The sequence below is a fragment of the Oceanithermus profundus DSM 14977 genome, from assembly GCF_000183745.1.
Taxonomy (GTDB): Bacteria; Deinococcota; Deinococci; order Deinococcales; family Marinithermaceae; genus Oceanithermus; species Oceanithermus profundus.
Genome location: NC_014761.1, coordinates 1,460,142 through 1,482,020 on the forward strand (window position 1 = coordinate 1,460,142; position 21,879 = coordinate 1,482,020).

Here is a 21,879-nt window from a genome sequence, read left to right on the forward strand (position 1 = left end):
GCGGCCTCATTCGGGCTTGGGCTCGCGGCGCATCAGCTCCTCGAGCACCCGCCGCGGGTCGTCCCCGCGGTAGACGACCCGCCACACGGCCTCGGTGATGGGGAGCTCCTCGCCGCTGCGCGCCGCCCACTCGTGCAGCGCCGCGGTGGTGTGCACCCCCTCGACGACCTGCCGGCCCGTTTCCAGGTCGGCCAGAGTCGCCCCGCGCGCGAAGCGCTCGCCCGCGCTGCGGTTGCGCGACAGCGGGCTCATGGCCGTGGCCATCAGGTCGCCGAGGCCCGAGAGGCCGTAGAAGGTCTCCACCGCACCGCCGTGCGCGGTGCCGAAGCGCACCATCTCGCGGAGGCCCCGGGTGAGCAGCGCCGCCTTGGCGTTGTCGCCCAGCTCGAGCCCGTCGGCCATGCCCGCCGCCAGCGCCATCACGTTCTTGAGCGCCCCTCCGAGTTCCACCCCGGCGACGTCGGGGGAGGTGTAGACGCGGAAGGTGGGGCCGCCCAACGCCCGCTGCACCTGTGCGGCAAGGTCGGCGTCCTCGCTGGCCACCACCGCCGCCGCCGGCAGCCCACGGGCCACCTCGAGGGCCAGGTTGGGCCCCGAAAGCACGGCCACCCGCGCTCCGGGGGCGGCCCTGCGCATGATCTGGGAGATGCGCAGCAGCCGCCCCTCGGCAAAGCGCACCCCCTTCACCGCCGACACGTAGGCCCCTACGGGGGGCATCCCGGCCAGCACCGCCCGCACCCCCTTGGCGGGGACGGCGACCAGCACGAATGCCGCTCCCTCGACGGCACGCTCGGCGGTGCAGACGGGCCGCACGCCTTCGGGAAGACGGACCCCCGGCAGGTACGCCGCGTTCTCGCGGGTGGCCAGGAGCGCCTCGGCGAGCTCGCACCGCCGCGACCAGAGCGCGACCCGGTGCCCGCTCCGCGCCAGCAGCACGGCCAGCGCCGTACCCCAACCCCCGGCCCCAAGGACGGCGACGTTCACCGGTCTACCTCAGCAGGTACAGCAGCTCAAAGGACTCGTACCAGGCCCCCGCAAGCAGGAAGAAGGTGCCCAGCAGCAGGGTGAGGCCCAGGTAGCGCAGCCCCGCGCGGAAGCCGCCGCCGCGAAAGGTCTCCCAGAAGAGCACCAACCCCCCAAAGGTCACGAGGATGTAACCCTGGAGCTCGATCAGCAGCGTGGGGACGTGCCAAACGTAGACCGACCAGGGGATCACCGCCGGGCTGAGCGCGAAGCCGAAGACGTAGTAACGGGCGGCGTTGACGAGCAGCGCCGGAAGGCCGAGCAGCAACGCCGGAAAGAAGCTGGTCAGCAGCAGGCCGTGGGTGAAGTTCCAGTAGAAGATCATCCAGGACAGCCCGCTGACCCCGCCCTTCACCCCCTCCTCGAGCCCGATCGTCTCGATGGCGCCCCCGACGGCCTCCTGCAACGCCCGCGCCAGGTCCGGCATCGCGTAGGCGAGCAGGGCGCCGAAGACGAAGAGGCCGTAGAGCAGCAGGTTGACCGCCCAGTAGAGCCGCCGGTAACCTCCAAGCTGCGCCCAAGCGCCGCGCAGCCAACGGGTCACGCCCCCCTGGACCGCGTTTAGGAGGAGGAGCAGGCTCACCGCCGCGAAGATCCAGCGGGTGACGGGGCTCTTGACCCATCCCGGCAACAGGCCGCCGCTGGGACGCCAGGCGATCCGTTCCACCCGGCCGTCGGCGACGACCACGACCACTTCGCCGCCGACGGAGCCGCTCACGGCCGGGAAGCGCACGCGCTCGCCCCCGGCGGGCAGGGCGTCCGTCTGCGCCTCGTCGAGGTTGACCTCCAGCTCCGGCGGCGGGGGCGGAAAGGCCACGGTGCGGCGCAGCAGGTCGGCGATCTCCTCGGGCGTCTTGCCCTGCAGGTCCTGCACCGATACCGAGGGCGTCAGCTCGCCCCGGATCCAGCGGTCCACCGCGTCGCGCGCCAACACCACCGGATCGGCCGCCTGCGCCCAGGCCGCGACGAGCAACAGCGCCCCCACTCCCAAGATCCAACGTCGCATGCTACACCTCCTCGAGCGGCACGCCGCGGCGGCAGAGCGGGCAGGCTTCGGGATCGTGGACCGGCGCCTCGAGCCGGGCCAGCGCCACGAAGGGCGCGCCGAAACGCGCCGTACCGCCGCTGCGGTCGATGATCGCCGCGGCCGCCTGCAAGACCGCCCCGCGCGCCTTCGCGGCCTCGATCGCCTTGCGCAAGGAACCGCCGGTGGTCACCACGTCCTCGACGGCGAGGAAGCGGTCGCCCGCGTTCACCTCGAGCCCGGGCCGGATCGTCATCCCCCCCTCCGGGGTCTTCTCCGCGAAGACCGCGCGCGCGCCCAGCGCACGCGCCACCACGAAGCTGAGCACGACCCCGCCGATCGCGGGCCCGATCACGAAGTCGAAGCGCTCGTCCGGAAACTTTTCGGCGATCGCCTCCCCGACCGCCTCGGCGAAGAGGGGGTGCTGCAAGAGCGCCGCCGACTGCAGGAAGACGGGCGAGTGGCGGCCGCTGCGCAGCAAGAAGTGCCCCTCGAGCAGGGCGCCGGTCTTGCGGTAGAGCTCCAGAACGTCCACGGTCCCATCCTACCCGGCGAGCGCGCGCCGGTAGGCCTCGGCCTGACGCCGCGCCGCCGCCAGGTCGGGGCGGCCGCCCGGGTAGAAGAGGCTGCGCGAGGCCGACCACAACAGCCCCGCGCCCGGACGCGGCTCGGCCCCCTGCGCCCCCAGCCCCGGCACCAGGAAGAGGCTGCGGGGAAGGGCGGCGCGCAGCAGCTCGAGCGCCTCGGGATGGGTGCCGCCCACGACGGCCCCCACCCGGCTCCAGGGCTCCGCCTCCGCAGGCCAGGCTTCGGCCCACGCAGCCACCCGCTCGGCCACGCGCAGGTACAGGGGCCTCCCGCCCGCGTCCAGGTCCTGGAAATCGGCGGAGCCGGGGTTCGAGGTCTTGACCAGCACGAAGACCGCGCCGCCGCTGGCGGCCGCGGCCTCGAAGAAGGGCTCGAGCGCGTCCCCGCCCAGGTAGGGGTTCACCGTCAGGGCGCTGCCGGGCCAGCGCGCCAGGGTGGCCCGGGCGTAGGCCTCGGCGGTGGAGCCAATGTCGCCGCGCTTGGCGTCGTGGATCACCGGCAGCCCCAGCACCCGCGCCGCGGCGACGAGGCGCTCCAGCAGGGCCCAGCCGGCTCCGCCCAGCGCCTCGAAGAAGGCGTACTGAAACTTGACCGCGGCCAGCCCGTCCGCGAGCGTTTCCATCAGCTCCAAGGCGTAGCGCTCCAGGTGTTCGAGCGGCTCCGGCCCCGGGTGCCACGCCGGCCGCGGGTCAACCCCCAGCACCAAGGGCGGCCGCGCCGCCACCTCCGAAACGAAATCCAGACCCATGCCCCCATGCTACTTCAGGACCCGGTGAAGGCCGTTCACGGCGCGAAATCCGCCTTGACACCCCGCGCGCCGGCGTGCTAGCTTAAGGTTCGCGCGGGCGGTTAGCTCAGATGGCTAGAGCGCTCGCTTCACACGCGAGAGGTCGGAGGTTCAAGTCCTCTACCGCCCACCAAAGACCCGGCCCCCAGGGCCGGGCGCTTCTTTGCCGCCGCGCCGGGTTCAGCGGTCCCTGCGCGCGAAGATCCAGCCCGCCAGCGCGAAGAAGAAGGCGATCCAGAACCCGAAGGTCAGGAGCATCAGGGCCGGGCCCCACGCGCCCAGGAAGCGGTCGAGCAGGTAGCCGACGGGTCCCACGAGCACCGGAACCTCGAGCGTCTTCAGCAGCCCGATCCGCGCCAGCTCCATGGGGTTGGAAAGCACCGCCGCGAGCAGCGGCGCCTCCAGGGGCCAGTCGGCAAGGGCCACCGCCAACCCCACGACGACCGGCTCGTAGAGCAACACCAGCACGGCCCAGAAGGCCAGCCCCAAACCCAAGGCGCGGGGCGCCTCGGGGCTGAGCGCCGCGGCCAGCGCGGCCACCCCCGCCCAGTAGAGGGCCACCAGTGCGAGCAGGCCGAAGAGGAGCAGCGTTGGCCCCGCGCCGAGGCCCAGCACGCCCCCCGCCAGCCCGGCCCCCAGCAAGAGCGGGGGCAGGAAGGCCGCGGCGACGCCGAAGGCCCCGGCACGGTAGAGCCGTGCCGCCTTGCCGGGAAAGGCGGCCCAGAAAGCCCACTCCTCACGCTCGGCGAGCAAAGGCACCGCAAGCGCCAACCACAGGGGCGGAAGCGCCAGCAGGGCGAGGGCAAAGGTGCTGACGAGGCCCACCTCCGCCCCCCGCGCCGCAAACACCGCGGCAAAACCCGCGAGCGCCGGCGCCGCCGCCCAGGCCCAGGGATTGCGCAGCAGCGCCTTGAGGTAGAGCGTGAAAAGGGCGGGGGCCTGGAGTCCGGACATCGTCAGTAGGGCGGCACCCAGGCGTGCTGCCGGCCTTCGGCCACCAGCTCGTCCCAGCGCATCCGGCGCACCCCTTGGAGCCGGCGCTCCTGGACGAAGCGGTCCGCGTCCCCGGAACGGGCGAAGGCCACGAGCCCCCCGCCCATCGGCGTGCGGATGCGGCGGTGGTAGAGGAAGACGAGGTCGCCCACGGCGCGCAGCTCGGCCCGGTCCGCCCGCGAGGCGGCGAAATCGGCGGCGTAGAGTTCGCGCGGTTCCACCCTGGGTCCGCCGTAGCCGTTCAGGTGGTCCACCAGGCACTCGATGGCGTCGTAGCTGTAGACCTTGCCGGTGCGCGTGATCATCTGGGCGGCGTAGCGTGCGTCGATGACGGTCATGTTGCAGTAGGGGCAGACGTCCACCCCCACGCGCACGGAGCGCGCTTCGGCGAGCACCCCCAGGCTCCAGGGAACGCCGAGGCCGATCAGGCCCTTGAGTAGGTCGCGGCGTTTCATCAAGCGTCAGCCTACACGAGCCCGGTTTGCTTGGCGAGCAGCGGGACCAGGTTGGCCTCCGGGAGCGGGCTCAGGTCGAGCAGCTGGCGGTAGGTGTAGAAGTGGTAGCGGCCGAGGTTCGGGCGGTTCCTCACGAAGTCGCCGGCCTTCTTGGGGCTGGGCACGGCCACCAGGCGGGCCATCATCGTCGTCTTCAGCTTCTCGCCCCAAACGTAGGTGGCCTGGCGCGCGGGAACGAGGCCCAGGCGCTTGCACCCCTTCGGCAGCGCCTCCACGGCCATCACGTAGAAGGTGCTGCCGTCGCCGTCGACCAGCCCCTTGGCGTAGGCGTAGTTGAACATGCAGGCCAGCGACTCGAAGTGCAGGGCCTCGCCGTCCTCGAAGACGATCTGGGCGTAGGTGCGCTCGAAAAAGCCCTTGGGGAACTTCTTGCCGCGCCAGCCGCCCTCGGGCGTGGCCAGGGGCATGCCGCAAAAGGCGCAGCGCCCCTCTCGCCAGGGTACTTCCGCCGCCGGGTAGATCTTGCCCGTCCCCGGCTGCGGCGCCCCCATGCCCGGCGCCGGACGGCCGTGGCCCATCGCCAGGACCGGGCTGAACAGCGCCCCCAGCCCCAGCGCACCCAAACCCTTAATCAGACGACGTCGACTCCTCTTCATAAAGCACCTCCCTAAGCGTGTCCACGGGTTCCCGCAGCACGCGGGCCCCCGGAAGCACCTCGCTGAGATCGCGGCCGTCTTCGAGGCGGTAGCGGTAGAACGAGTCCACCGGACCGCGGGCGCGCAGCCGGCCGTGGGCCAGCAGCAGCGCCTCGTCGGCAAGGGCCTCCACCTCTTCGGGCCGATGGGCGCTGACGATCACCGTCCCGCCGTTCGCGCGGTGCTCGTCCACCCAGCCGCGCAGCCGCGCGAAGCCGCCCGGGTCGAGCGCGCTCGCGGGTTCGTCCAGCAGCCAGACGGGCGGCTCCCCAAGCAGTCCGGCGGCCAGCGCCAGGCGCTGGCGCATCCCCCCCGAGAGCAGGCCCACCGGCTTCGGCAGCACCGGCTCGAGCCCCATCCGCCGGACCGCCGCCTCCAGCGCCGCCTCCGACGCTCCGCGCATGCGCCGGGCTGCGCCCAGCACCTCGGCCGCGCGCAGATGCGGAGGCCAGGCGATCTGCTGCGGCACGTAGGCGCGCAGCGCGCTGGCCCGTGGCGAGCGCGCCGGAAAGCCGTCCAGCGTCACCCGGCCGCAGCTGGGGGCGAGCCGGCCCGCGATCAGGCCCAGCATCGTGCTCTTCCCGGCGCCGTTGGGCCCGACGAGGGCCAGCGCGCCGGGGCCGATCTCGACCGTGAGCGGCTCCAGGCGGCCGCGTTTGCAGGCTTCTATGAGCGCAACCATAGCCCCCCTCCAAGACCGGCGAGCGCCAGGATCCAGGCGAAGCCCGCGAAGGGCCGCCCCTCCCGCGCGAGCGGCAGCGGCGCCGCGTCGGCCAGCGTCATGAAGCGCAGCGCCGGCACCCGCCCCTCGACGCGCTCCCAAAGCAGCATCCCCGGCCCCAGGGCAAAGAGGCTGAGGTCGGGTTGCCGGCTCGTCAGCAGCGCGTAGCTGGAGCTGGGTACGTAGGGCAGGTCGGCCGCCCCGTCCCCGTCGAGGTCGAGCGGCCGCACGCGATCGTAGCGGTTGCGGCGCATCGCCACCTTGGCTTCGGGATCGTCGACGGCTAGGTCGTAGACGTTGCCGCGGAACCGGTTGCCCTCGAAGCGCAGCGCCGAAGCGCCCTTGTCGCGTTCGCGGCGGACCAGCACGCCGAAGCCGTTGTCGAACAGGTCGTTGGCCCGGAAGACGTCGTCCGGGGAGGAGACCACGAGCATCCCCACGGTGTTCCCGGTGACCCGGTTGCGCTCGAAGCGGCTTTCGCTCTGCTCCTGCACCAGCAGGCCGAACGCCAGCGGACCCACGTGCCCGGCGAAGACGTTGTCGTGCACCCAGGCCCGGGCCCCGTACATGACCGCGGATCCGACCCGCCCCTGCTCCACACGGTTGCCGGCGACCTCGACGTCGCGGCTGAACATCAGGTGGAAGCCGTAGCGGCGGCTGCCCCGGGAGACGTTTTCGAGCGCGCGGCTGCCCGAGGCGTGCTCGAGGTAGATGCCGTCGAGGAACCCCTCGACGCGGTTGCCCTGCACCCGCGCGCCGGGGGTGCGGTAGAGCGTGATCCCGGGCGCGTCGCCCAGACCCTGCAGCTCGCAGTCCTCGACGCGGACCCGCGGCGAGTCCTCGGCCCGCACGCCCGTGGTCACCCCGACCGCCTTCAGGCCGCGCACCGTGCAGTCCGGGCAGTCGACGAGCCACACGGCCGCGTCGGGGGCGTAGAAGTCGCTCCCGCGCCCCACGCGGCGCACCTCGAGCCCCTCCACCGCAATCCCTTCGGCCGCCAACACCAGCGCGCTGCCCGCGCCGCCCCCGTCGAGAACGGCCCCGGGTTCGGCCACCAGGCGGACCCCCGGGACGTCGATCGTCCAGGGGCCGGCGTGCACGCCGGGGGCGAGCCTCAGGGTGTCGCCAGGCTGTAGCGGGGGCAGCGGATCTCCGGGCTGGAGCACCAGCGCAGCTGCAAACAGGAACCACACGCATTACGTTTTACGTGAACCGCGCGTGAGGAAAACGGTACGAAATTTTCTTAGGCTTCTAGTCCAGGCCCGCGTGGTACAGGGTGGCGAAGCGCAACAGGTCCTGGGCGCTGCGCAGACCCAGCTTGAACATCAGGTGGCGGCGGTGGGTGTAGACGGTCTTTTCCTCGATCCCCAGCTGCTGGGCCACCTCGGCGTTGGACAGCCCCTGACCGAAGAGCGCCAGCACCTGCCGCTCCGTGGGCGAGAGGCGCTCGAGCCGCGGGTGCGCCCCCGAATCGGGCGGCGCCTGCAGGTCCGCGAGCGCCGCGGCCAGCACCTCGGGCGGCTCGTTCTTGGAAAGGAAGGCCGCGGCCCCCACCTCGGAGGCGCGGGTGCGGAAGGCGGGCTCGTCGTACGCCGTAAGGATGATGACGGGCAGGTCGGGGTGGCTGACCCCGATCTCCTCGAGGAAGCGCAGCCCGTGCTGGTCGGGCAGGGAGAGGTCGAGCAGCACCCGCTCGGCCCAGTCGAGGTGCTGCTTCGCCTCGGTGGCCGTGCCCACGGCACGGACGTCGGCGTCGGGCAGCGCGCCTTCGATGATGCGCACGAGCCCTTCGCGCACCATCGCGTGATCTTCTACGACGAGTATCTTCATGTCTCCACCGGCCACGAGGCCGCCAGGCGGATGCCGCCGTGGGGGCTGGGCTCCCACTCGAGGCGCCCCGCGCGCAACCTCATTCTAGCCTCGAGCAACCGTAACCCTTGTCCCGGTTCGATCGCGCCGCCGCGCCCGTCGTCGTCCACGCTGACCCGCATCTCCCCGTTGCGCTCGATGCGCACCCAGACCTTGCGCGCCCGCCCGTGCCGGCGCGCGTTGGCCAGGGCGTGCTGCACGATGCGGAAGACCTCGATGGCCTCCTCGGTGCCCAGGTCGACCGAAAGGGCGAGCTCGAGCTCCAGCCCCTGGCGCAGGGCCAGCTGCTCCAGCGCCTCGCGCAGGTCCAGGTGCTCGAGCTCCGGCGGCGCCAGCCGGCAGATCACCCGCCGCAGGCTCTTCTCGGCGTCGCGCACCAGTCGCTCGGCCTTCTCGGCTTCGCCGCGCCCCAGCGCCCAGCGGGCCGCGATCAACGTCTGCACCGCGTCGTCGTGCAGCGCCGAGGCCAGCTGGCTGAACTCGAGCTCCTGCAGGCTCAGGTAGTCGCGGCTGATGCGCAGCAGCTCGTTGATCCGCGCCACGATGCGGTCGGCGTGCTCCTCGCCCACCGGACGCAGCCGCTCGCGGCCGGCGAGCAGGCCTTCGAGCTCGCGCTCCAGGCGCAGCCAGGGGCCCAGCATGTAGCGCAGCGCCCAGTAGACGGTGATGCCGCTCAGGCTCGCCGCCACGAAGGTGATGCCCGCGTCCACGAGCAGGTGGTAGCGGTAGTAGAGCGCCGCGAACCCCGGGTTTCCGCGGGCCCAGTAGTGGATGAAGAAGACCGCGAGCGGGCTCAGGTAGGCGAAGACCGCCGCGAGGATGATGGCCACGCGCAGGCGCATGCCCTTACGTTAACGCAGCCGCCGGTTCCCATGCCCTTAATTTGCAAGCGGGTAAACTACCGATGTGTACGCCCTCACCCAGGCCTTGCGCGCGTTCCGCCGTCACCCGACCAGCGCCCTTGCGACCCTGACCACGGCCACCGTTTCGTTCTCGCTCCTCTTCCTGGTGGGGCTTTTGCTTTGGAACCTGGACCGGGTCGTGGGTTCGTTGGAGAGCGAGGTTGAGATCGTCGCCTACCTGAAGGACGGCGCCGACCCCCAGGCCGTCCTCGCGCAGGTGCGCTCCTGGCCCGAGGTCGAGTCGGTGCAGCTGATCGGCAAGGACGAGGCGCTGGCGCTGCTGCAGCTCGAGTACCCCTACCTGGCCGAGGCCTCCGACCTGATCGACAACCCCCTCCCTGACACCCTCAAGGTGCGCCTCATCGACCCCACCCTCACCCGCCAGGTGGCGCGCAAACTCGGCGACCTGCCGCAGATCGGCCCCGGCAACGTCGACTACGGCGGCGAGGTGACGGAGCGCCTGGTGCGCTTCCTCGCCGGGCTGCGCCTGGGGGCCAACGTGCTGATGCTGCTCCTGATCGTCGACACCTTCTTCAGCGTCATGGGCACGATCCGGCTCTCCATCGAGAACCGCCGCGAGGAGCTGCGGGTGATGCTGATGGTCGGGGCCACCCGGGGCTTCGTGCAGCGCCCCTTCCTGCTCGAAGGGCTGCTCCTCACCCTCTCCGCGGCGCTCTTCGCGCTGGCGCTGGGCAACCTCGCCTACCGCTTCGTCGCCGCCACCCTGCAGAACCTGCTGCCCTTCCTGCCCGTCCTCTCCCCCGACGACCTGCTGCGCGCCTCGCTGGGCCTGCTCGCCCTCTCGGTCTTCCTGGGCTTCTTCGGCGCCTGGCTTTCGGTGCGCACCTACCTGCGGGATACGGAAACATGAAGCGCTGGCTGACCCTGCTCCTGGTCCTCGCGCTGCCCCTGGCCTGGGGGCAGGCCTCGCTCGAGGAGCTGAACGCCGCGTTGCAGCAGGCCGAGCAGCTCCGCCAGCAGCGCATCGAGGCGGCGCGCGCCGCCGAGGTGCGGCTCAAGCAGCTGGGGGCCGAGGTGCAACGGAAGCGGCGCGAGCTCGAGGCCGTGGCCCGCGACATCACCCGTCTGGAGCGGGAAAAACGCCAGATCGAGAAGTCGATCGCCGGCCTCGAGGGCCAGATCGCCGCCACCGAGCAGGAGATCGCGGGGATCGAGGCCAAGCTGGGACGCTTGAAAGGGCGGATGACGCGGCTGGTGGAAAAGCTCTACCGCGAACGCGCCGGGCGCTACCTGCCGCTGTTGCGCGCCCAGTCGCTCTCGGACCTGCTGATGCGCGCCGGCTGGGTGCAGTACCTGGGCGCCAGCGACGTGCGCCTCGTCGAGACCTTGAGCGCGCTGGTGCGGGAGCTGCACGCGGCCCGCGAGCGGCTCGTGAACCTGCTCCAGGAGCTCACCAAGAAGAAGAGCGAACGCGAGGCGCGCATCGCCGCGCTCGAAGCCAAACGCCGCCAGTACCGGGCGGTGCTCGCCGAGCTCGAGCAGAAACGGGCCGCCGAGGAGGTGCGCATCGTCGAGCTCAACAAGGCGGCCGAGGAGCTCGAGCGCCAGATGCAGGCGCTCGCGGCCCAGCTCGAAGCCGAGAAGCGCCGCCTGGAAGAGGAGCGCCGCCGCCGGGAGGCCGCAGCGCGCGCCGGGCGCACCGTCGGCCCCAGCTTCGAGATCCCCCGCGAGCTCGTGGGCGAGCTGCTCTTCCCCATCCCCGGCGGCCGCATCGTGACGCCCTTCGGCAAGGCCGACAACACCTGGCAGGTGATCCAGGCCGACCAGAACTACGCCCCGGTGCGCGCGGCCGCCGATGGCCAGGTCTTCGCCACCGCTTTCTACGCCAACTACGGCTGGAACGTGCTCATCCTGCACGCCGACAACCTGCTCACCCGCTACACCAACCTCCAGGAGCCGCTCGTGCGCACCGGGGACCGGGTGCTGCAGGGGCAGATCATCGGTTACCTGGGGGGCTCGGCGATCATCCCCCCCAACGAGATGTGGTTCAGCGTCATCCTCAGCCAGAAGGGCCGGCTCGTCTCGGTCGACCCGGCCAAGTACTACTGAACGCCCGCCGCAGGGCGCGGCGGGCGGGAACCGCGGGCGCGGGGGCTAGGCCCCGGGCTCGATCAGGCCGTAGTTGCCGTCGTGGCGGCGGTAGATGACGTTGATCTCGCCGGTATCGGCGTTGCGGAAGACGAAGAAGGTGTGCCCCAGGGCCTCCATCTGCAGGGCCGCGTCCTCGGGGGTCATCGGCTTCATCTCGAAGCGCTTGACACGCACGATCTCGGGCTCGAAGGGCTCCTCTTCCTCCTCGGGCGGCGGGGGCGGGGGGGCGCTCGGTCCGAGGCCGCTGTGGCGCTTGCCCATCAGGCGGCCCTTGAACCGCTTCAGCTGCTTTTCCAGGACCTCGACCGCGCGGTCGATCGCCGCGTACATGTCGGGGTCCGATTCCTCCACGCGGATGATGCCGCCGGGGACGTTGAGCTGGATCTCGGCCTTGGCGCGGCGCTCCACGTGCGGGGCGCCCGCGATCGACAGCACCACCTTGGCGTCGACGATGTTGTCGAAGTAGCGGTCCAGCCGTTCGGCCTTCCGCTCGACGTAGTTTTTGAGGGCTTCGGTGACCTCGACGTTGCGACCCACGAACTTGTAGATGTTCATACGTCCTCCTTTCGGACCGAACTTCACCCTCTCTTCCAGTCTAGCACCGGCCTAGAGGGCGTAGGTGCCGGTTTTCTCGTCGCGTACGAGCTGCCCGGAGCGCAGGACGACGACCCGCTGCGGGTAGGCCTCCACCAGTTCGCGCGAGTGGGTGGCGATGATCACCGTGGCCCCGGAGGCGTGGATGGCCTTGAAGATCTCGAGCACCTGCACCGCGTTCTCGGGGTCGAGGTTGCCCGTCGGCTCGTCGGCGAGCACGATGGGCGGCCGCCCGATGATGGCGCGGGCGATGGCCACCCGCTGGGCCTCCCCCACCGAGAGCTGGTAGGGGTAGGCGCGGCGCTTGTGGACGATGCCCACGGTGCGCAAGACCCGCACGATGCGCTTCTTCCACTCGCGCGGGTCCACCCCCAGCACCCGCAGGATGAAGGCTAGGTTCTCCTCGACGGTCAGGTCGGCGAGCAGCCGGTGGTCCTGGAAGACCATGCCGATGTTGCGCCGGTGCAGCGCCACCCGGTTGCCCCGCAGGTTGGCGAGGTTCTGACCCGCCACGTAGACGGCCCCGGAGGTGGGCTCGAGCCGCTTGAGGGCCAAGCCCAGCAAGGTGCTCTTCCCCGCGCCCGAATGCCCCACCAGGAAGACGAACTCGCCCTTCTTGACCTCGAGGTTGACGTTGTAGAGCGCCATTGTCTTGGTGCGGGGGTACTCGACCGAGACCCGGTGAAAGTGGATCATTCTGGACCCAAGATACCCCACCCGGATGAGGCTTTGCGCAGGAAGGCCCGGCTACCTTCTTCTCATGCGCTCCGGGGTAAAATGCGCTCCATGGCGCATCCTCGACTCCTCTGGGCCGGCGTGGCCCTGCTGACCGTGGCCGTGGGCCTCGCGCAGTTCGGCGGCGGCGCGGGCTTCGAACGCAACCCCAACGGCAAGGCCCTGATCGAAACCTACGAGATCATTCAGGAGCAGTACCTGAAGCCCATCGGCCCGGAAAAGGCCGACGAGCTCCTGCAGGGCGGCATCAGCGGCGTCGTCGGCGCCCTGGGCGATCCCTTCACCAGCTACAGCCCGCCGCGCAACGCCCACATCCGCGAAGAGGACGTGCGCGGCGAGTTCTTCGGCATCGGCGTGCAGATCTCCCCGGCCAACCCCGACGGCACCGGGGCCAAGATCGTCAACGTCTTCCGCGGCGGCCCCGCCTTCAGCGCCGGCATCAAGACCGGCGACGTGATCGTCGAGGTCGACGGCGAAAACGTGAGCGACCTGCCGCTCTTTGACATCGTGGCCAAGATCCGCGGCCCCAAGGACACCAAGGTCACCATCGGGGTGCAGCGCAAGGGCGCCAATGCGGTGCTGCGCTTCGAGATCGTCCGCCGCAAGATCGAGATCGTCTCGGTGAGCAAGGCGATGCTCCCGAACGACGTGGGCTACGTGGCCATCGAGACCTTCCTCAACGTCAAGGTCATCGAGCAGCTGCGCCAGGCGGTGGCCGACCTGAAGCGCCAGGGCGCCACCCGTCTGATCCTCGACCTGCGCGACAACGGCGGCGGGCTGCTCGACCAGGGTTGCCAGGTGGCCGACGCCTTCTTGAAGCGCGGCGTGATCGTCTACACCCGCGACCGCCGCTCCACCCGCGCTTACTGCGAAGCGAGCCCGCGCACGATCTGGAACGACGAGATGGTCGTGCTCGTCAACGGCAGCTCGGCCTCGGCCTCCGAGATCGTCGCCGGCGCCCTGCAGGACACCGGCCGCGCCCAGGTGGTGGGCGAGCAGACCTTCGGCAAGGGCGTGGGGCAGAACGTCTTCACCCTGGCCAACGGCGGTGAGCTCACCCTGGTCACCTTCGAGTGGCTGACACCCAAGAAGCGCTCCATCCACGAACAGGGGATCACCCCCGACGTCAAGGTGCGCGACAACCGCTTCCCCACGCCGCTCGCCTTCGAGGGCCTGGGGGCCGAACCCGGCGCCGAGGTGACGCTTTCGACCGGCGGCAAGACCTACACCACGACCGCCGACGAAGAGGGCAAGTTCAGCTTCAGCGAGGAGCTGCCCCCGCGCGAGCTCTCGGACGTGCAGGGCGAGGCCAAGGTGGACGTGGAGAACGACGCCATCCTCAAGAAGGCGCTCGAGCTTCTGGGCGCCCGCTAGACCCGCGTGATCCGGATCCAGGGCCTCACCAAGCGCTACGGCCGCTTTACCGCGCTCGAGGGCCTGGACCTGCACGTGCCCCCCGGCGAGACCCTGGTGCTCCTGGGGCCCAACGGCGCGGGCAAGACGACGGCGATCCGCGCGCTCACCGGCCAGCTGCGGCCCACCCGGGGACGCGTGGAACTCGCCGGCGTCGACGTCTGGCGCCGCCCGGTGGCGGCCAAACGCCTCTTCGGTTACGTGCCCGACCGCCCCTACCTCTACGGCAAGCTCTCCGCCGTGGAGCTGCTGCGCTTCGTGGGGCGGCTCTACCGGATGGAAGGGCGCCGCATCGAGGCCCGGATCGAGGCGCTGCTCGCGGAGTTCCGGCTCGAGCGCTTCGCCTCGGCCCTGATCGAGACCTACTCCCACGGCATGCGCCAGAAGCTCACCTTCGCCGCAGCCCTGCTGCCCGAGCCGCGGGTGCTGATCGTGGACGAGCCGATGGTGGGGCTCGACCCGGTGGCCGCGCGCACCGTGCGCACCCTGCTGCGCACGTACTCGAAGCCCGACCGCGCCGTGCTCTTCTCCACCCACCAGATGGAACTCGCCGAGGCCGCCGCCGACCGCGTGGCCCTGCTGCACGAAGGGCGGCTGCGGCTGCTCGGCGCCCCGGACGCGGTCCGCGCCCAGCACGGTGACGCCAGCCTGGAAGAGGTCTTCATACGGCTCACGGAGGACGCTGCCCAAGATGCTGCGGCTGCGCCTGCGCATCCTGCGCCATAGCCTCGCCGCCCGCCCGCTTGCGGTGCTGGTGGCCGCCGCCCTGGGGCTGGGGGTGGCCGCCCTCGCCTACGGCGGCACCCTGGCCTTCCTGCGCTTCCTTTCCGGCTACCCCTTCGCCGCCCGCGTCGTGGAAGTGCGCAGCCTCGAAGGGCTGTTCCTGGTGCTCTCGGCCGCGGTGCTGCTCTCGGCGCTCCCGGGGGCGCTCGCGGTCCTCTACGATTCCCGCGACCTGCCGCTGCTGCTGGCCTGGCCGCTGCCGGCCGCCCGCGTCTTCACGCTCAAGGTGATCGAGACCTACGCGGTGACCGCGCTCGTGCCCACGCTGCTCACGCTGCCGGTCCTCTACGCCCTGGGCGCCTTTCACGAGGCCCCTTTCGGCTACCACCTCGTGGCCACCCTCGCGGTGCTGGCCCTGTACGCCCTGCCCGTAGGCCTGGGCGTCGGGCTGGCGCTGCCGCTGGTGCGTTTCGCCCCCGCGGGCCGCGCCCGCGAGTGGGCCGGGGCGCTCAGCGCCGTCCTGGGCGGCGCGATGATCTACGGGTTGCGGGCCCTGCGCCCCGAAGCCCTCTTCCGCCAGGAGTTCGCGAACGAGGCCGCCCTGAAGGCCTTCATCCAGCAGTTCCAGAACCCCGCGGCCCCCTTCCTTCCACCGGCCTGGGCGGGCCGCGCGGTACAGGAGGCCCTCGCCCAGCCGGCGGCGCTTTCCCCCGCGCTGCTGGGGCTGTTGCTGACGGCCGCCGCCGTGCTGGGAGCGAGCGCACTCGCCGCCGGCTACGCCTACCAGGCAGGCTGGGTCCGCGGCCTCGAGGGCGCGAGCGTCCTCAGACCCGCGCGGCCGCCCGCGGTCTGGGAACGCGCGCTCGCCCGCCTCGGCGGCGTCGGGGCCCTGTGGGTGCGCGACCTGCGCCTCTTCTTGAGGGATCCCAACCAGATCGCGCAGCTGGTGCTCGTCGCCGTGCTTGTCCTGCTCTACACCACCAGCCTGGCCGCCATGCCGCTGGAGGGTGCGGTCTTCGTGCGCGTCGTGGGCTTCCTGCACCTCGCCTTCCAGGGCCTGGTGATCGCGGGGGTGGGCGTCCGCCTCGCCTACCCGCTCTACTCCTTCGAAGGCCCGGGCTACTGGCTGGTTCAGACCGCGCCGGTCGGGCGGCTGGGCCTCCTGCTCTCCCGCTACGCCCTCGCCTTGCTGCTCCTGCTCCCCCTCGGGCTGGCGCTGGGGCTCTACGCGCCTTCGGTCATCGGCCTGGACCCCGGTCTGCGTACGGTCTCGCTGATCTCGGCGCTGGCGGCGGTGGTGGGGCTGGCGGCCCTGGGGGTCGGCCTCGGGGCGGTCTGGCCCAACCGCGAGGCCACGAACGCCAGCGAGGTGCCCATGAGCCTGGGCGGCATGCTCTACATGCTGGTGGGCACCCTGTTCGCCTTCGCGATCGCGGCGCTGGACGCGCGGCCGGTTTACTGGGCCCTCGGCGGTCGCGCCGACTACCTCTCGGGGCCCGAAGGCGCGCTCTGGCTGGCCGCGGTGATCCTCCTCACGCTCGCCGTCGCGCTGGCGTCGCTGGGCCTGGCCTACGCCAAGGGACGCTGACCGCCAAGGGCCCCTGCCCCTGGCGCAAACCGCCGCCGCAGAGCAGAATGGGGGTATGGAGCGGATTGGATTCAAAGGGCTGCCCGAGGAGACGCTCGAGCAACTGAAACCCCGGCTCAAGAAGCTGCACTTCCCCTCGCTCAAGGTCGTGCTCGTGACCGACCGCCAAGGCCGCCGCGAACGGGCGCGTTACCGCGTCTTCCTGGTGGGCGGCAAGCACGCGCTGCTCACCGAGGACGCCTTCGGCCCCGCCTACGGCGAAGCGGGCGAACGGGCCCTCGCCGAGCTGGTGCAGCTGCTCAGGAAGGGCGGTGCCTACAACTTCAAGGAAGCCGTGCTGCCGCCGGACGTCTACGCCGCCCTCGACGCCATGGACGAAGCCGCGGCGCGCGAACGCCTGCTCGCCAACGCCAACCCCGCCGACCCCCGCCTGTACGCGGCTTGAACCCCGTTTCTCACGTCCCTCCGCGCCGTTTTGCTATACTTTGCGCCTAAGGCCGGAGGGGCCTTTTCCATGGCGCACGACCACGAACACGCACCGCAGGGGACGGGCTGGGGCGAGCTGCCCCTGCCCCGGCTGCGCTACGACCTGGCCGAGCGCGCGCGCCGGTTCCCCTACCTGCGCGCCCTCTCCGAGCGGGTGCTCGTCTTCGACGGCGCCATGGGCACCGAGCTGCAGAAGTACGACCTGAAGCCCGAAGACTACGGCGGCGCGGAATACGACGGCTGTCCCGAGATCTTGAACCTCACCCGGCCCGACGTGATCCGCGAGATCCACGAGCGCTACCTGGAAGCCGGAGCCGACGTCATCGAGACCAACACCTTCGGGGTGATGCCCCACGTGATCGGCGAGTACGGCCTGGCGGCCCGCGCCCGCGAGCTGGCCGAGGCCGGCGCACGGCTGGCGCGGCAGATGGCCGACGCTTTCAGCAGTCCCGAAAAGTCCCGCTTCGTCGCCGGCTCCCTGGGCCCGGGAACCAAGCTGATCAGCCTGGGGCAGATTAGCTGGGACGAGCTTTTCGAAAGCTACCGCACCGCCGCCCGCGGCCTGATCGCCGGCGGGGTGGACCTGATCGTCATCGAGACCGCCCAGGACATTCTGCAGGTGCGCTGCGCGGTCCAGGCGGTGCGCCAGGCGATGCGCGACGAAGGCCGCGAGGTGCCGCTGCAAACCCAGGTGACGATCGAGACCACCGGCCAGATGCTGGTGGGCAGCGACGCCGAGGCGGCGCTGGCGGCGCTCGAGTCGCTGCCGGTGGACGTGGTGGGGATGAACTGCGCCACCGGTCCCGACCTGATGGACCCGCACATCCGCGTCTTCGCCGAACACTCCAGCCGACCGACCGTCTGCATGCCCAACGCCGGCCTGCCGCGCAACGAAGACGGCCAGGTGGTCTACGACCTGACCCCCGAAGAGCTGGCCCGCTGGCAGACCAAGTTCGTGACCGAGTACGGCCTGAACGTGGTCGGCGGCTGCTGCGGCACCGGCCCCGAGCACATCCGCGCCCTCAGCCAGGCGCTGGCGGGCGCACCCCAGACCAGGCCGCGCCCGGCCCGGCTCGAGCCCCCGGCGGTGGCCAGCCTCTACCAGGCGGTCGAGCTGCGCCCCCAGGCCGGGGTGCTGATGATCGGCGAACGGACCAACGCCACCGGCTCCAAGAAGTTCCGCGAACTGTTGTTCGCCGGCGACCTCGACGGCATCGTCGAGCTGGCCCAGGACCAGGTGGCCGGCGGGGCGCAGATGCTCGACGTCAGCGTGGCCTGGACCGGCCGCGACGAAAAGGCCGACATGGTGCGGGTGGTCGAGCGGCTGGCCCGCGAGGTGGACGCGGCCCTCATGATCGACAGCACCCAACCCGAGGTGATCGAAGCGGCGCTCGAGCACGTCCCCGGCCGCCCGGTGATCAACTCGGTCAACTTCGAAGACGGCGAGGCCCGGTTCGACCGCACCGCCGCGCTGGCCCGCGCCCACGGCGCGGCGGTCGTCGCTTTGACGATCGACGAGGAGGGCATGGCCAAGACGGTCGAGCGCAAGCTCGAGGTGGCCCAGCGCATCTACCGGCGGCTGGTGGAAAAGCATGGCTTTCTGCCCGAAGACATCCTCTTCGACCTGCTCACCTTCCCCATCACCCAGGGCGACGAAGACACCCGGCGGCTGGCGCTGGCCACGCTCGAGGCCATGCGCTACCTGAAGGACGCCCTGCCCGGCGTCGGCTTCGTGCTGGGGGTCTCCAACGTTTCCTTCGGCCTCAAGCCCCCCGCCCGCAAGGTGCTCAACGCGGTCTTCCTGCACGAGGCCCAGCAAGCCGGCCTGACCGCCGCCATCGTCCACCCCGGCAAGATCGTACCGGTCAACCAGATTCCCGAAGAGGCGGTGTGGCTGGCGCGCGACCTCATCTACGACCGCCGCGAAGAGGGCTACGACCCGCTGTTCGCCTTCATCGACTACTTCGAAAGCCACACCCTTGACGAGGCCCGAAAGGACGAAGCCGAACTGCCGGTCGAAGAGCGGCTGCACCGCCGCATCGTCGAGGGGCGCAAGAAGGGGCTCGAAGAAGACCTGGCCGAGGCGCTGGAGAAGTACCGCGCCGAAGAGATCATCAACCGGATCCTGCTCGGTGGCATGCAGGAGGTGGGCGACCTCTTCGGCTCCGGCCAGATGCAGCTCCCCTTCGTCCTCAAGTCGGCCGAGGTGATGAAGGCCGCGGTCGCCTGGCTCGAGCCCCACATGGAGCGGCAGGAGGGCAGCCACAAGGGCACCCTGGTGCTGGCGACGGTCAAGGGCGACGTCCACGACATCGGCAAGAACCTGGTCGACATCATCCTCTCCAACAACGGCTACCGGGTCATCAACCTGGGCATCAAGCAGCCGATCGACTCGATTCTGGAGGCCGTCGAGCGCTACCGGCCCGACGCCGTCGGCATGAGCGGCCTGCTGGTCAAGAGCACCGCGGTCATGAAGGAGAACCTGGAGCACATGGCCGCCCTAGGCCACCGCATCCCGGTCATCCTCGGCGGCGCGGCGCTCAACCGCAGCTACGTCGAGCGCGACCTGCGCGCCGTCTACCCCGGCACCGTCCACTACGCCCCCGACGCCTTCGCCGGCCTGAAGTTGATGGAAGAAATCGTCGGCGCACGCGGCCGGGCAGAGCCCGCCAAACCCGCCGCCGCGGCCAGACCGAAACCGCGAACCGCCCCCGCCCGCGCCAAACCGGTCGCCCCGCCGCCGCGCGTTCCCCGGCCGCCCTTCTTCGGCCGCCGCATCGTCGAGCCGGGCGAGCTCGACCTCTTTACCATCGCCCGCTACCTGAACGAAAACGCCCTCTTCCGCGGCCAGTGGGGGTACAAGCGCGGCCAGCTGAGCCCCGAGGAACACCGCGCGCTCATCGAGCGCGAAGCCCGGCCGCGGCTGCGCCGCTGGCTCGAGCGCGCCGCTGACGAAAACCTGCTCGAGCCCCGGGTCGTCTACGGTTTCTGGCCCGCCGCGCGCGAGGGGGACGCGGTGGTGCTCTTCGACCCGGAAACGGGGACCGAGCTCGAGCGCTTCGCCTTCCCCCGCCAGGCCGGCGGCGGCCTTGCTCTCGCCGACTACTTCCGCCCCCGCAGTGCGGAGCCTTTAGGCGATGAGGAAGAGTGGCTGCCCCCGGCCGCCTGGGCCGCCGGCGCCCGCGACGTGATGGCGCTGATGGCCGTCACCATGGGCCCCCGCGCCAGCGCCTACAGCCAGCAGCTCTTCGACGCCGGCGAATACGAAGACTACCTGCTCTTCCACGGCCTCTCGGTAGAGATGACCGAAGCCCTGGCCGAGTTCTGGCACAAGCGCCTGCGCCAGCAGTGGGGCATTGCCGCCGCCGACGCCACCGACCTGCAAAAGCTTTTTGCCCAGGGCTACCAGGGGGCCCGCTACGCCCCCGGCTACCCCGCCTGCCCCCACCTGGAAGACCAAGCCAAACTGGAACGCCTGCTTTCCTGGCGCGACATCGGTCTGAGTTTGACCGAAGACTTCCAGCTCGTCCCCGAACAATCCACCAGCGCCTTCGTGGTGCACCACCCCGAAGCGCGGTACTTCAACGTTTGACCGCCCCGAAATATGCACCGGTAAACCCATTGCCGAGGCTATAGTTGCATTAGATGCAACCTGCCGTTTACATCGTGGCCAACCGCAAGAACGGCGCTCTCTACGTTGGGGTAACATCCGACCTTAAGCGACGCGCCTGGGAGCACCGTCAGGGATTGGTCGAGGGCTTTTCCAAGCGTTACGGGCTCAAACGCCTCGTCTATTTCGAACTCCACCCCACCATGGCCTCGGCCATCCAGCGCGAAAAGCAGCTCAAGGCCTGGAAACGTGCGTGGAAGATTGACCTCATTCAAAAGGAAAACCCCAACTGGAACGACCTGTTCCATTTGCTCGATTAAATTGTTGCCGGCCTCGTATATTCAACGCCTCACGCGCGCTCACCATGCTTTAGGCTCTGGATTCCAGCTCGCGCAGGTCTACGACCTGCTTGGTTGGAATGACGAGATTGGTTGGAGAAATAAAGTTGATTCTTGATGCCTGCGATGGTGAATTCATTAGTTCTCGATAAAACGGCAGCGGAAAAAACACTTACGACGAAACTTCGTCACCCCAGCGAAAGCTGGGGTCCAGACCGAGTCACCAACCGCGACTGAGGTTGGGTTAACACCTTTGCAAACTCGACGGCTTGTTGGCGGCAGCGCACATTGGCATACAAATGCTCGCTCACCCCGTGCTTCAATGCTTACCAACGACGTGGCACGCCGCCCACGACTATTTTCTGATTTTTCTCTCGTCATCCCAGGCAAGCGGCGAAGCCGCGCGACCTGGGATCCAGACCGAGTTACCGATCCATGACTGAAGCTGCGTCAACATTCCGGAAAAGCGGCTTGTGGCCTGTAGCCCGTGGCCCGTGGCAGGTCGGTCCATGGCAACGAAACGTCGGCTGTGCGTGACGGCATGGACCCCGGGTCTCACCCGCTTCGCGGGTTCGCCCGGGGATACGTCTTTGGACTTGGGGACAGAAAAGCGGTTCGTATCCCCGGCCAAGGGAGCGCAGCGACCGCGAGCCGGGTCCATGCCGCGCCCAAACGCCACGGTTCGGTTGCCGCAAAACAATGCTCCCTCCCCTTGGGGAGGGCCGGGGTGGGGGTTGTTGGTGATGCAATAGCCAGATGTCGGGTGCCGATTCGTGGCCACCCTACACCCCACATTCAACCTCCTACATCCTGAATAGAAAAACCCCTTTCGGTTGCTACGCAACCACCTTCCCAAGGGGAGGGCTTTAAGCCGCTATAAGACAAAGACGAAGCACTTACTATGCTTTAAGCTCTGGATTCCAGCCCGCACAGGCAACCGCCTGCTTGGCTGGAATGACGAAGTGGGTTCGATTTGATCCAAACACAATCTCGTCATCCCAGGCAAGCGGCGAAGCCGCGCGACCTGGGATCCAGACCGAGTCATCAACCCGTGATTGAAGTTGCATCAACACCCCGGCAAACAAACGGCGGGTAGTTGGCGTCAACCTAATGTCGGTTTTCCGGACAGCATGGACCCCGGGTCTCGTTCGCTATCTGGCTCACTCGCCCGGGGTACGTCTTCGGGCTGGAGGAGAAATAAGCAGCTCGCGCCCCCGGCCAAG

21 protein-coding genes and 1 tRNA gene are annotated in these 21,879 nt (G+C 70.1%); 9 read left to right on the forward strand and 13 right to left on the reverse strand.

Features of this window, described 5'->3' with window-relative positions:
* Window positions 1–6: 6 nt before the first annotated feature.
* From OCEPR_RS07205 to pyrF, 4 genes are read right to left on the reverse strand one after another with little or no spacing between them, the layout of a single operon-like run.
* Window positions 7–984 (reverse strand): NAD(P)H-dependent glycerol-3-phosphate dehydrogenase, encoded by a 978-nt coding sequence (locus OCEPR_RS07205; protein ID WP_013458052.1) that lies wholly within the window; start codon window positions 982–984, stop codon window positions 7–9.
* Between the two features lie 4 nt (window positions 985–988).
* Window positions 989–2,029, reverse strand: coding sequence for a hypothetical protein (locus OCEPR_RS07210; protein WP_013458053.1), 1,041 nt, complete (start codon window positions 2,027–2,029; stop codon window positions 989–991).
* A gap of 1 nt (window position 2,030) precedes the next feature.
* Entirely contained in the window at window positions 2,031–2,582 is a 552-nt protein-coding gene (pyrE, locus tag OCEPR_RS07215) for an orotate phosphoribosyltransferase (RefSeq protein WP_013458054.1), read from the reverse strand.
* 9 nt (window positions 2,583–2,591) lie between these two features.
* Window positions 2,592–3,383, reverse strand: coding sequence for an orotidine-5'-phosphate decarboxylase (gene pyrF, locus OCEPR_RS07220; protein ID WP_013458055.1), 792 nt, complete (start codon window positions 3,381–3,383; stop codon window positions 2,592–2,594).
* A gap of 95 nt (window positions 3,384–3,478) precedes the next feature.
* On the opposite strand from pyrF, the gene OCEPR_RS07225 reads away from it, so the two are divergent.
* Window positions 3,479–3,555, forward strand: a tRNA-Val gene (locus OCEPR_RS07225).
* 47 nt (window positions 3,556–3,602) lie between these two features.
* On the opposite strand, the gene OCEPR_RS07230 is transcribed toward OCEPR_RS07225, so the two are convergent.
* The 7 genes from OCEPR_RS07230 to OCEPR_RS07260 are packed head-to-tail and all read right to left on the reverse strand — an operon-like array spanning window position 3,603 to window position 8,997.
* Entirely contained in the window at window positions 3,603–4,376 is a 774-nt protein-coding gene (locus OCEPR_RS07230; protein ID WP_013458056.1) for a hypothetical protein, read from the reverse strand.
* 2 nt (window positions 4,377–4,378) lie between these two features.
* Complete coding sequence (locus OCEPR_RS07235; RefSeq protein ID WP_013458057.1) at window positions 4,379–4,870, reverse strand: nitrous oxide reductase accessory protein NosL; 492 nt, start codon at window positions 4,868–4,870, stop codon at window positions 4,379–4,381.
* Window positions 4,871–4,881: 11 nt separating this feature from the next.
* Window positions 4,882–5,526, reverse strand: coding sequence for a nitrous oxide reductase accessory protein NosL (locus tag OCEPR_RS07240; RefSeq protein ID WP_013458058.1), 645 nt, complete (start codon window positions 5,524–5,526; stop codon window positions 4,882–4,884).
* Entirely contained in the window at window positions 5,498–6,247 is a 750-nt protein-coding gene (locus OCEPR_RS07245) for an ABC transporter ATP-binding protein (protein ID WP_013458059.1), read from the reverse strand. The genes OCEPR_RS07240 and OCEPR_RS07245 overlap by 29 nt, the downstream gene beginning before the upstream one ends.
* The gene (locus tag OCEPR_RS07250) at window positions 6,232–7,479 is read right to left on the reverse strand and encodes a NosD domain-containing protein (RefSeq protein ID WP_013458060.1); all 1,248 of its coding nucleotides are present in this window, start codon (window positions 7,477–7,479) and stop codon (window positions 6,232–6,234) included. The genes OCEPR_RS07245 and OCEPR_RS07250 overlap by 16 nt, the downstream gene beginning before the upstream one ends.
* A gap of 58 nt (window positions 7,480–7,537) precedes the next feature.
* Window positions 7,538–8,116 (reverse strand): response regulator transcription factor, encoded by a 579-nt coding sequence (locus OCEPR_RS07255; protein ID WP_013458061.1) that lies wholly within the window; start codon window positions 8,114–8,116, stop codon window positions 7,538–7,540.
* Window positions 8,113–8,997, reverse strand: coding sequence for a sensor histidine kinase (locus tag OCEPR_RS07260; protein ID WP_013458062.1), 885 nt, complete (start codon window positions 8,995–8,997; stop codon window positions 8,113–8,115). Before OCEPR_RS07260 ends, OCEPR_RS07255 begins: the two co-directional genes overlap by 4 nt.
* Before the next feature lie 64 nt (window positions 8,998–9,061).
* Here OCEPR_RS07260 and OCEPR_RS07265 point away from each other — a divergent pair, with 64 nt between their 5' ends.
* Both OCEPR_RS07265 and OCEPR_RS07270 read left to right on the forward strand, forming a co-directional pair.
* A complete protein-coding gene (locus OCEPR_RS07265) occupies window positions 9,062–9,928 on the forward strand; it encodes a cell division protein FtsX (RefSeq protein ID WP_013458063.1) in 867 nt (288 codons plus the stop codon).
* Window positions 9,925–11,127 (forward strand): murein hydrolase activator EnvC family protein, encoded by a 1,203-nt coding sequence (locus tag OCEPR_RS07270; protein WP_013458064.1) that lies wholly within the window; start codon window positions 9,925–9,927, stop codon window positions 11,125–11,127. The genes OCEPR_RS07265 and OCEPR_RS07270 overlap by 4 nt, the downstream gene beginning before the upstream one ends.
* A 45-nt stretch (window positions 11,128–11,172) precedes the next feature.
* Here the strand turns inward: OCEPR_RS07270 and hpf are convergent, their stop codons facing one another.
* Both hpf and ftsE read right to left on the reverse strand, forming a co-directional pair.
* The gene (gene hpf, locus OCEPR_RS07275) at window positions 11,173–11,724 is read right to left on the reverse strand and encodes a ribosome hibernation-promoting factor, HPF/YfiA family (protein WP_013458065.1); all 552 of its coding nucleotides are present in this window, start codon (window positions 11,722–11,724) and stop codon (window positions 11,173–11,175) included.
* 51 nt (window positions 11,725–11,775) lie between these two features.
* Window positions 11,776–12,459, reverse strand: a complete 684-nt coding sequence (ftsE, locus tag OCEPR_RS07280; protein ID WP_013458066.1) for a cell division ATP-binding protein FtsE — start codon at window positions 12,457–12,459, stop codon at window positions 11,776–11,778.
* Window positions 12,460–12,549: 90 nt separating this feature from the next.
* Between ftsE and OCEPR_RS07285 the strand changes: the two genes are divergently transcribed.
* The 6 genes from OCEPR_RS07285 (at window position 12,550) to OCEPR_RS07310 (ending at window position 20,638) form a co-directional block, all read left to right on the forward strand.
* Window positions 12,550–13,872: a S41 family peptidase gene (locus OCEPR_RS07285; RefSeq protein ID WP_013458067.1), complete on the forward strand. Its 1,323-nt coding sequence runs from the start codon at window positions 12,550–12,552 to the stop codon at window positions 13,870–13,872.
* 6 nt (window positions 13,873–13,878) lie between these two features.
* A complete protein-coding gene (locus OCEPR_RS07290; RefSeq protein WP_013458068.1) occupies window positions 13,879–14,637 on the forward strand; it encodes an ABC transporter ATP-binding protein in 759 nt (252 codons plus the stop codon).
* Window positions 14,603–16,222 carry a putative ABC transporter permease subunit gene (locus OCEPR_RS07295; RefSeq protein ID WP_013458069.1) on the forward strand — a complete coding sequence of 540 codons (1,620 nt, stop codon included), beginning with the start codon at window positions 14,603–14,605 and terminating at the stop codon, window positions 16,220–16,222. The genes OCEPR_RS07290 and OCEPR_RS07295 overlap by 35 nt, the downstream gene beginning before the upstream one ends.
* A 55-nt stretch (window positions 16,223–16,277) precedes the next feature.
* Window positions 16,278–16,667 (forward strand): DUF3197 domain-containing protein, encoded by a 390-nt coding sequence (locus tag OCEPR_RS07300; protein WP_013458070.1) that lies wholly within the window; start codon window positions 16,278–16,280, stop codon window positions 16,665–16,667.
* Between the two features lie 69 nt (window positions 16,668–16,736).
* A complete protein-coding gene (gene metH, locus OCEPR_RS07305; protein ID WP_013458071.1) occupies window positions 16,737–20,300 on the forward strand; it encodes a methionine synthase in 3,564 nt (1,187 codons plus the stop codon).
* 53 nt (window positions 20,301–20,353) lie between these two features.
* Entirely contained in the window at window positions 20,354–20,638 is a 285-nt protein-coding gene (locus tag OCEPR_RS07310) for a GIY-YIG nuclease family protein (RefSeq protein ID WP_013458072.1), read from the forward strand.
* Window positions 20,639–21,879: the final 1,241 nt, after the last annotated feature.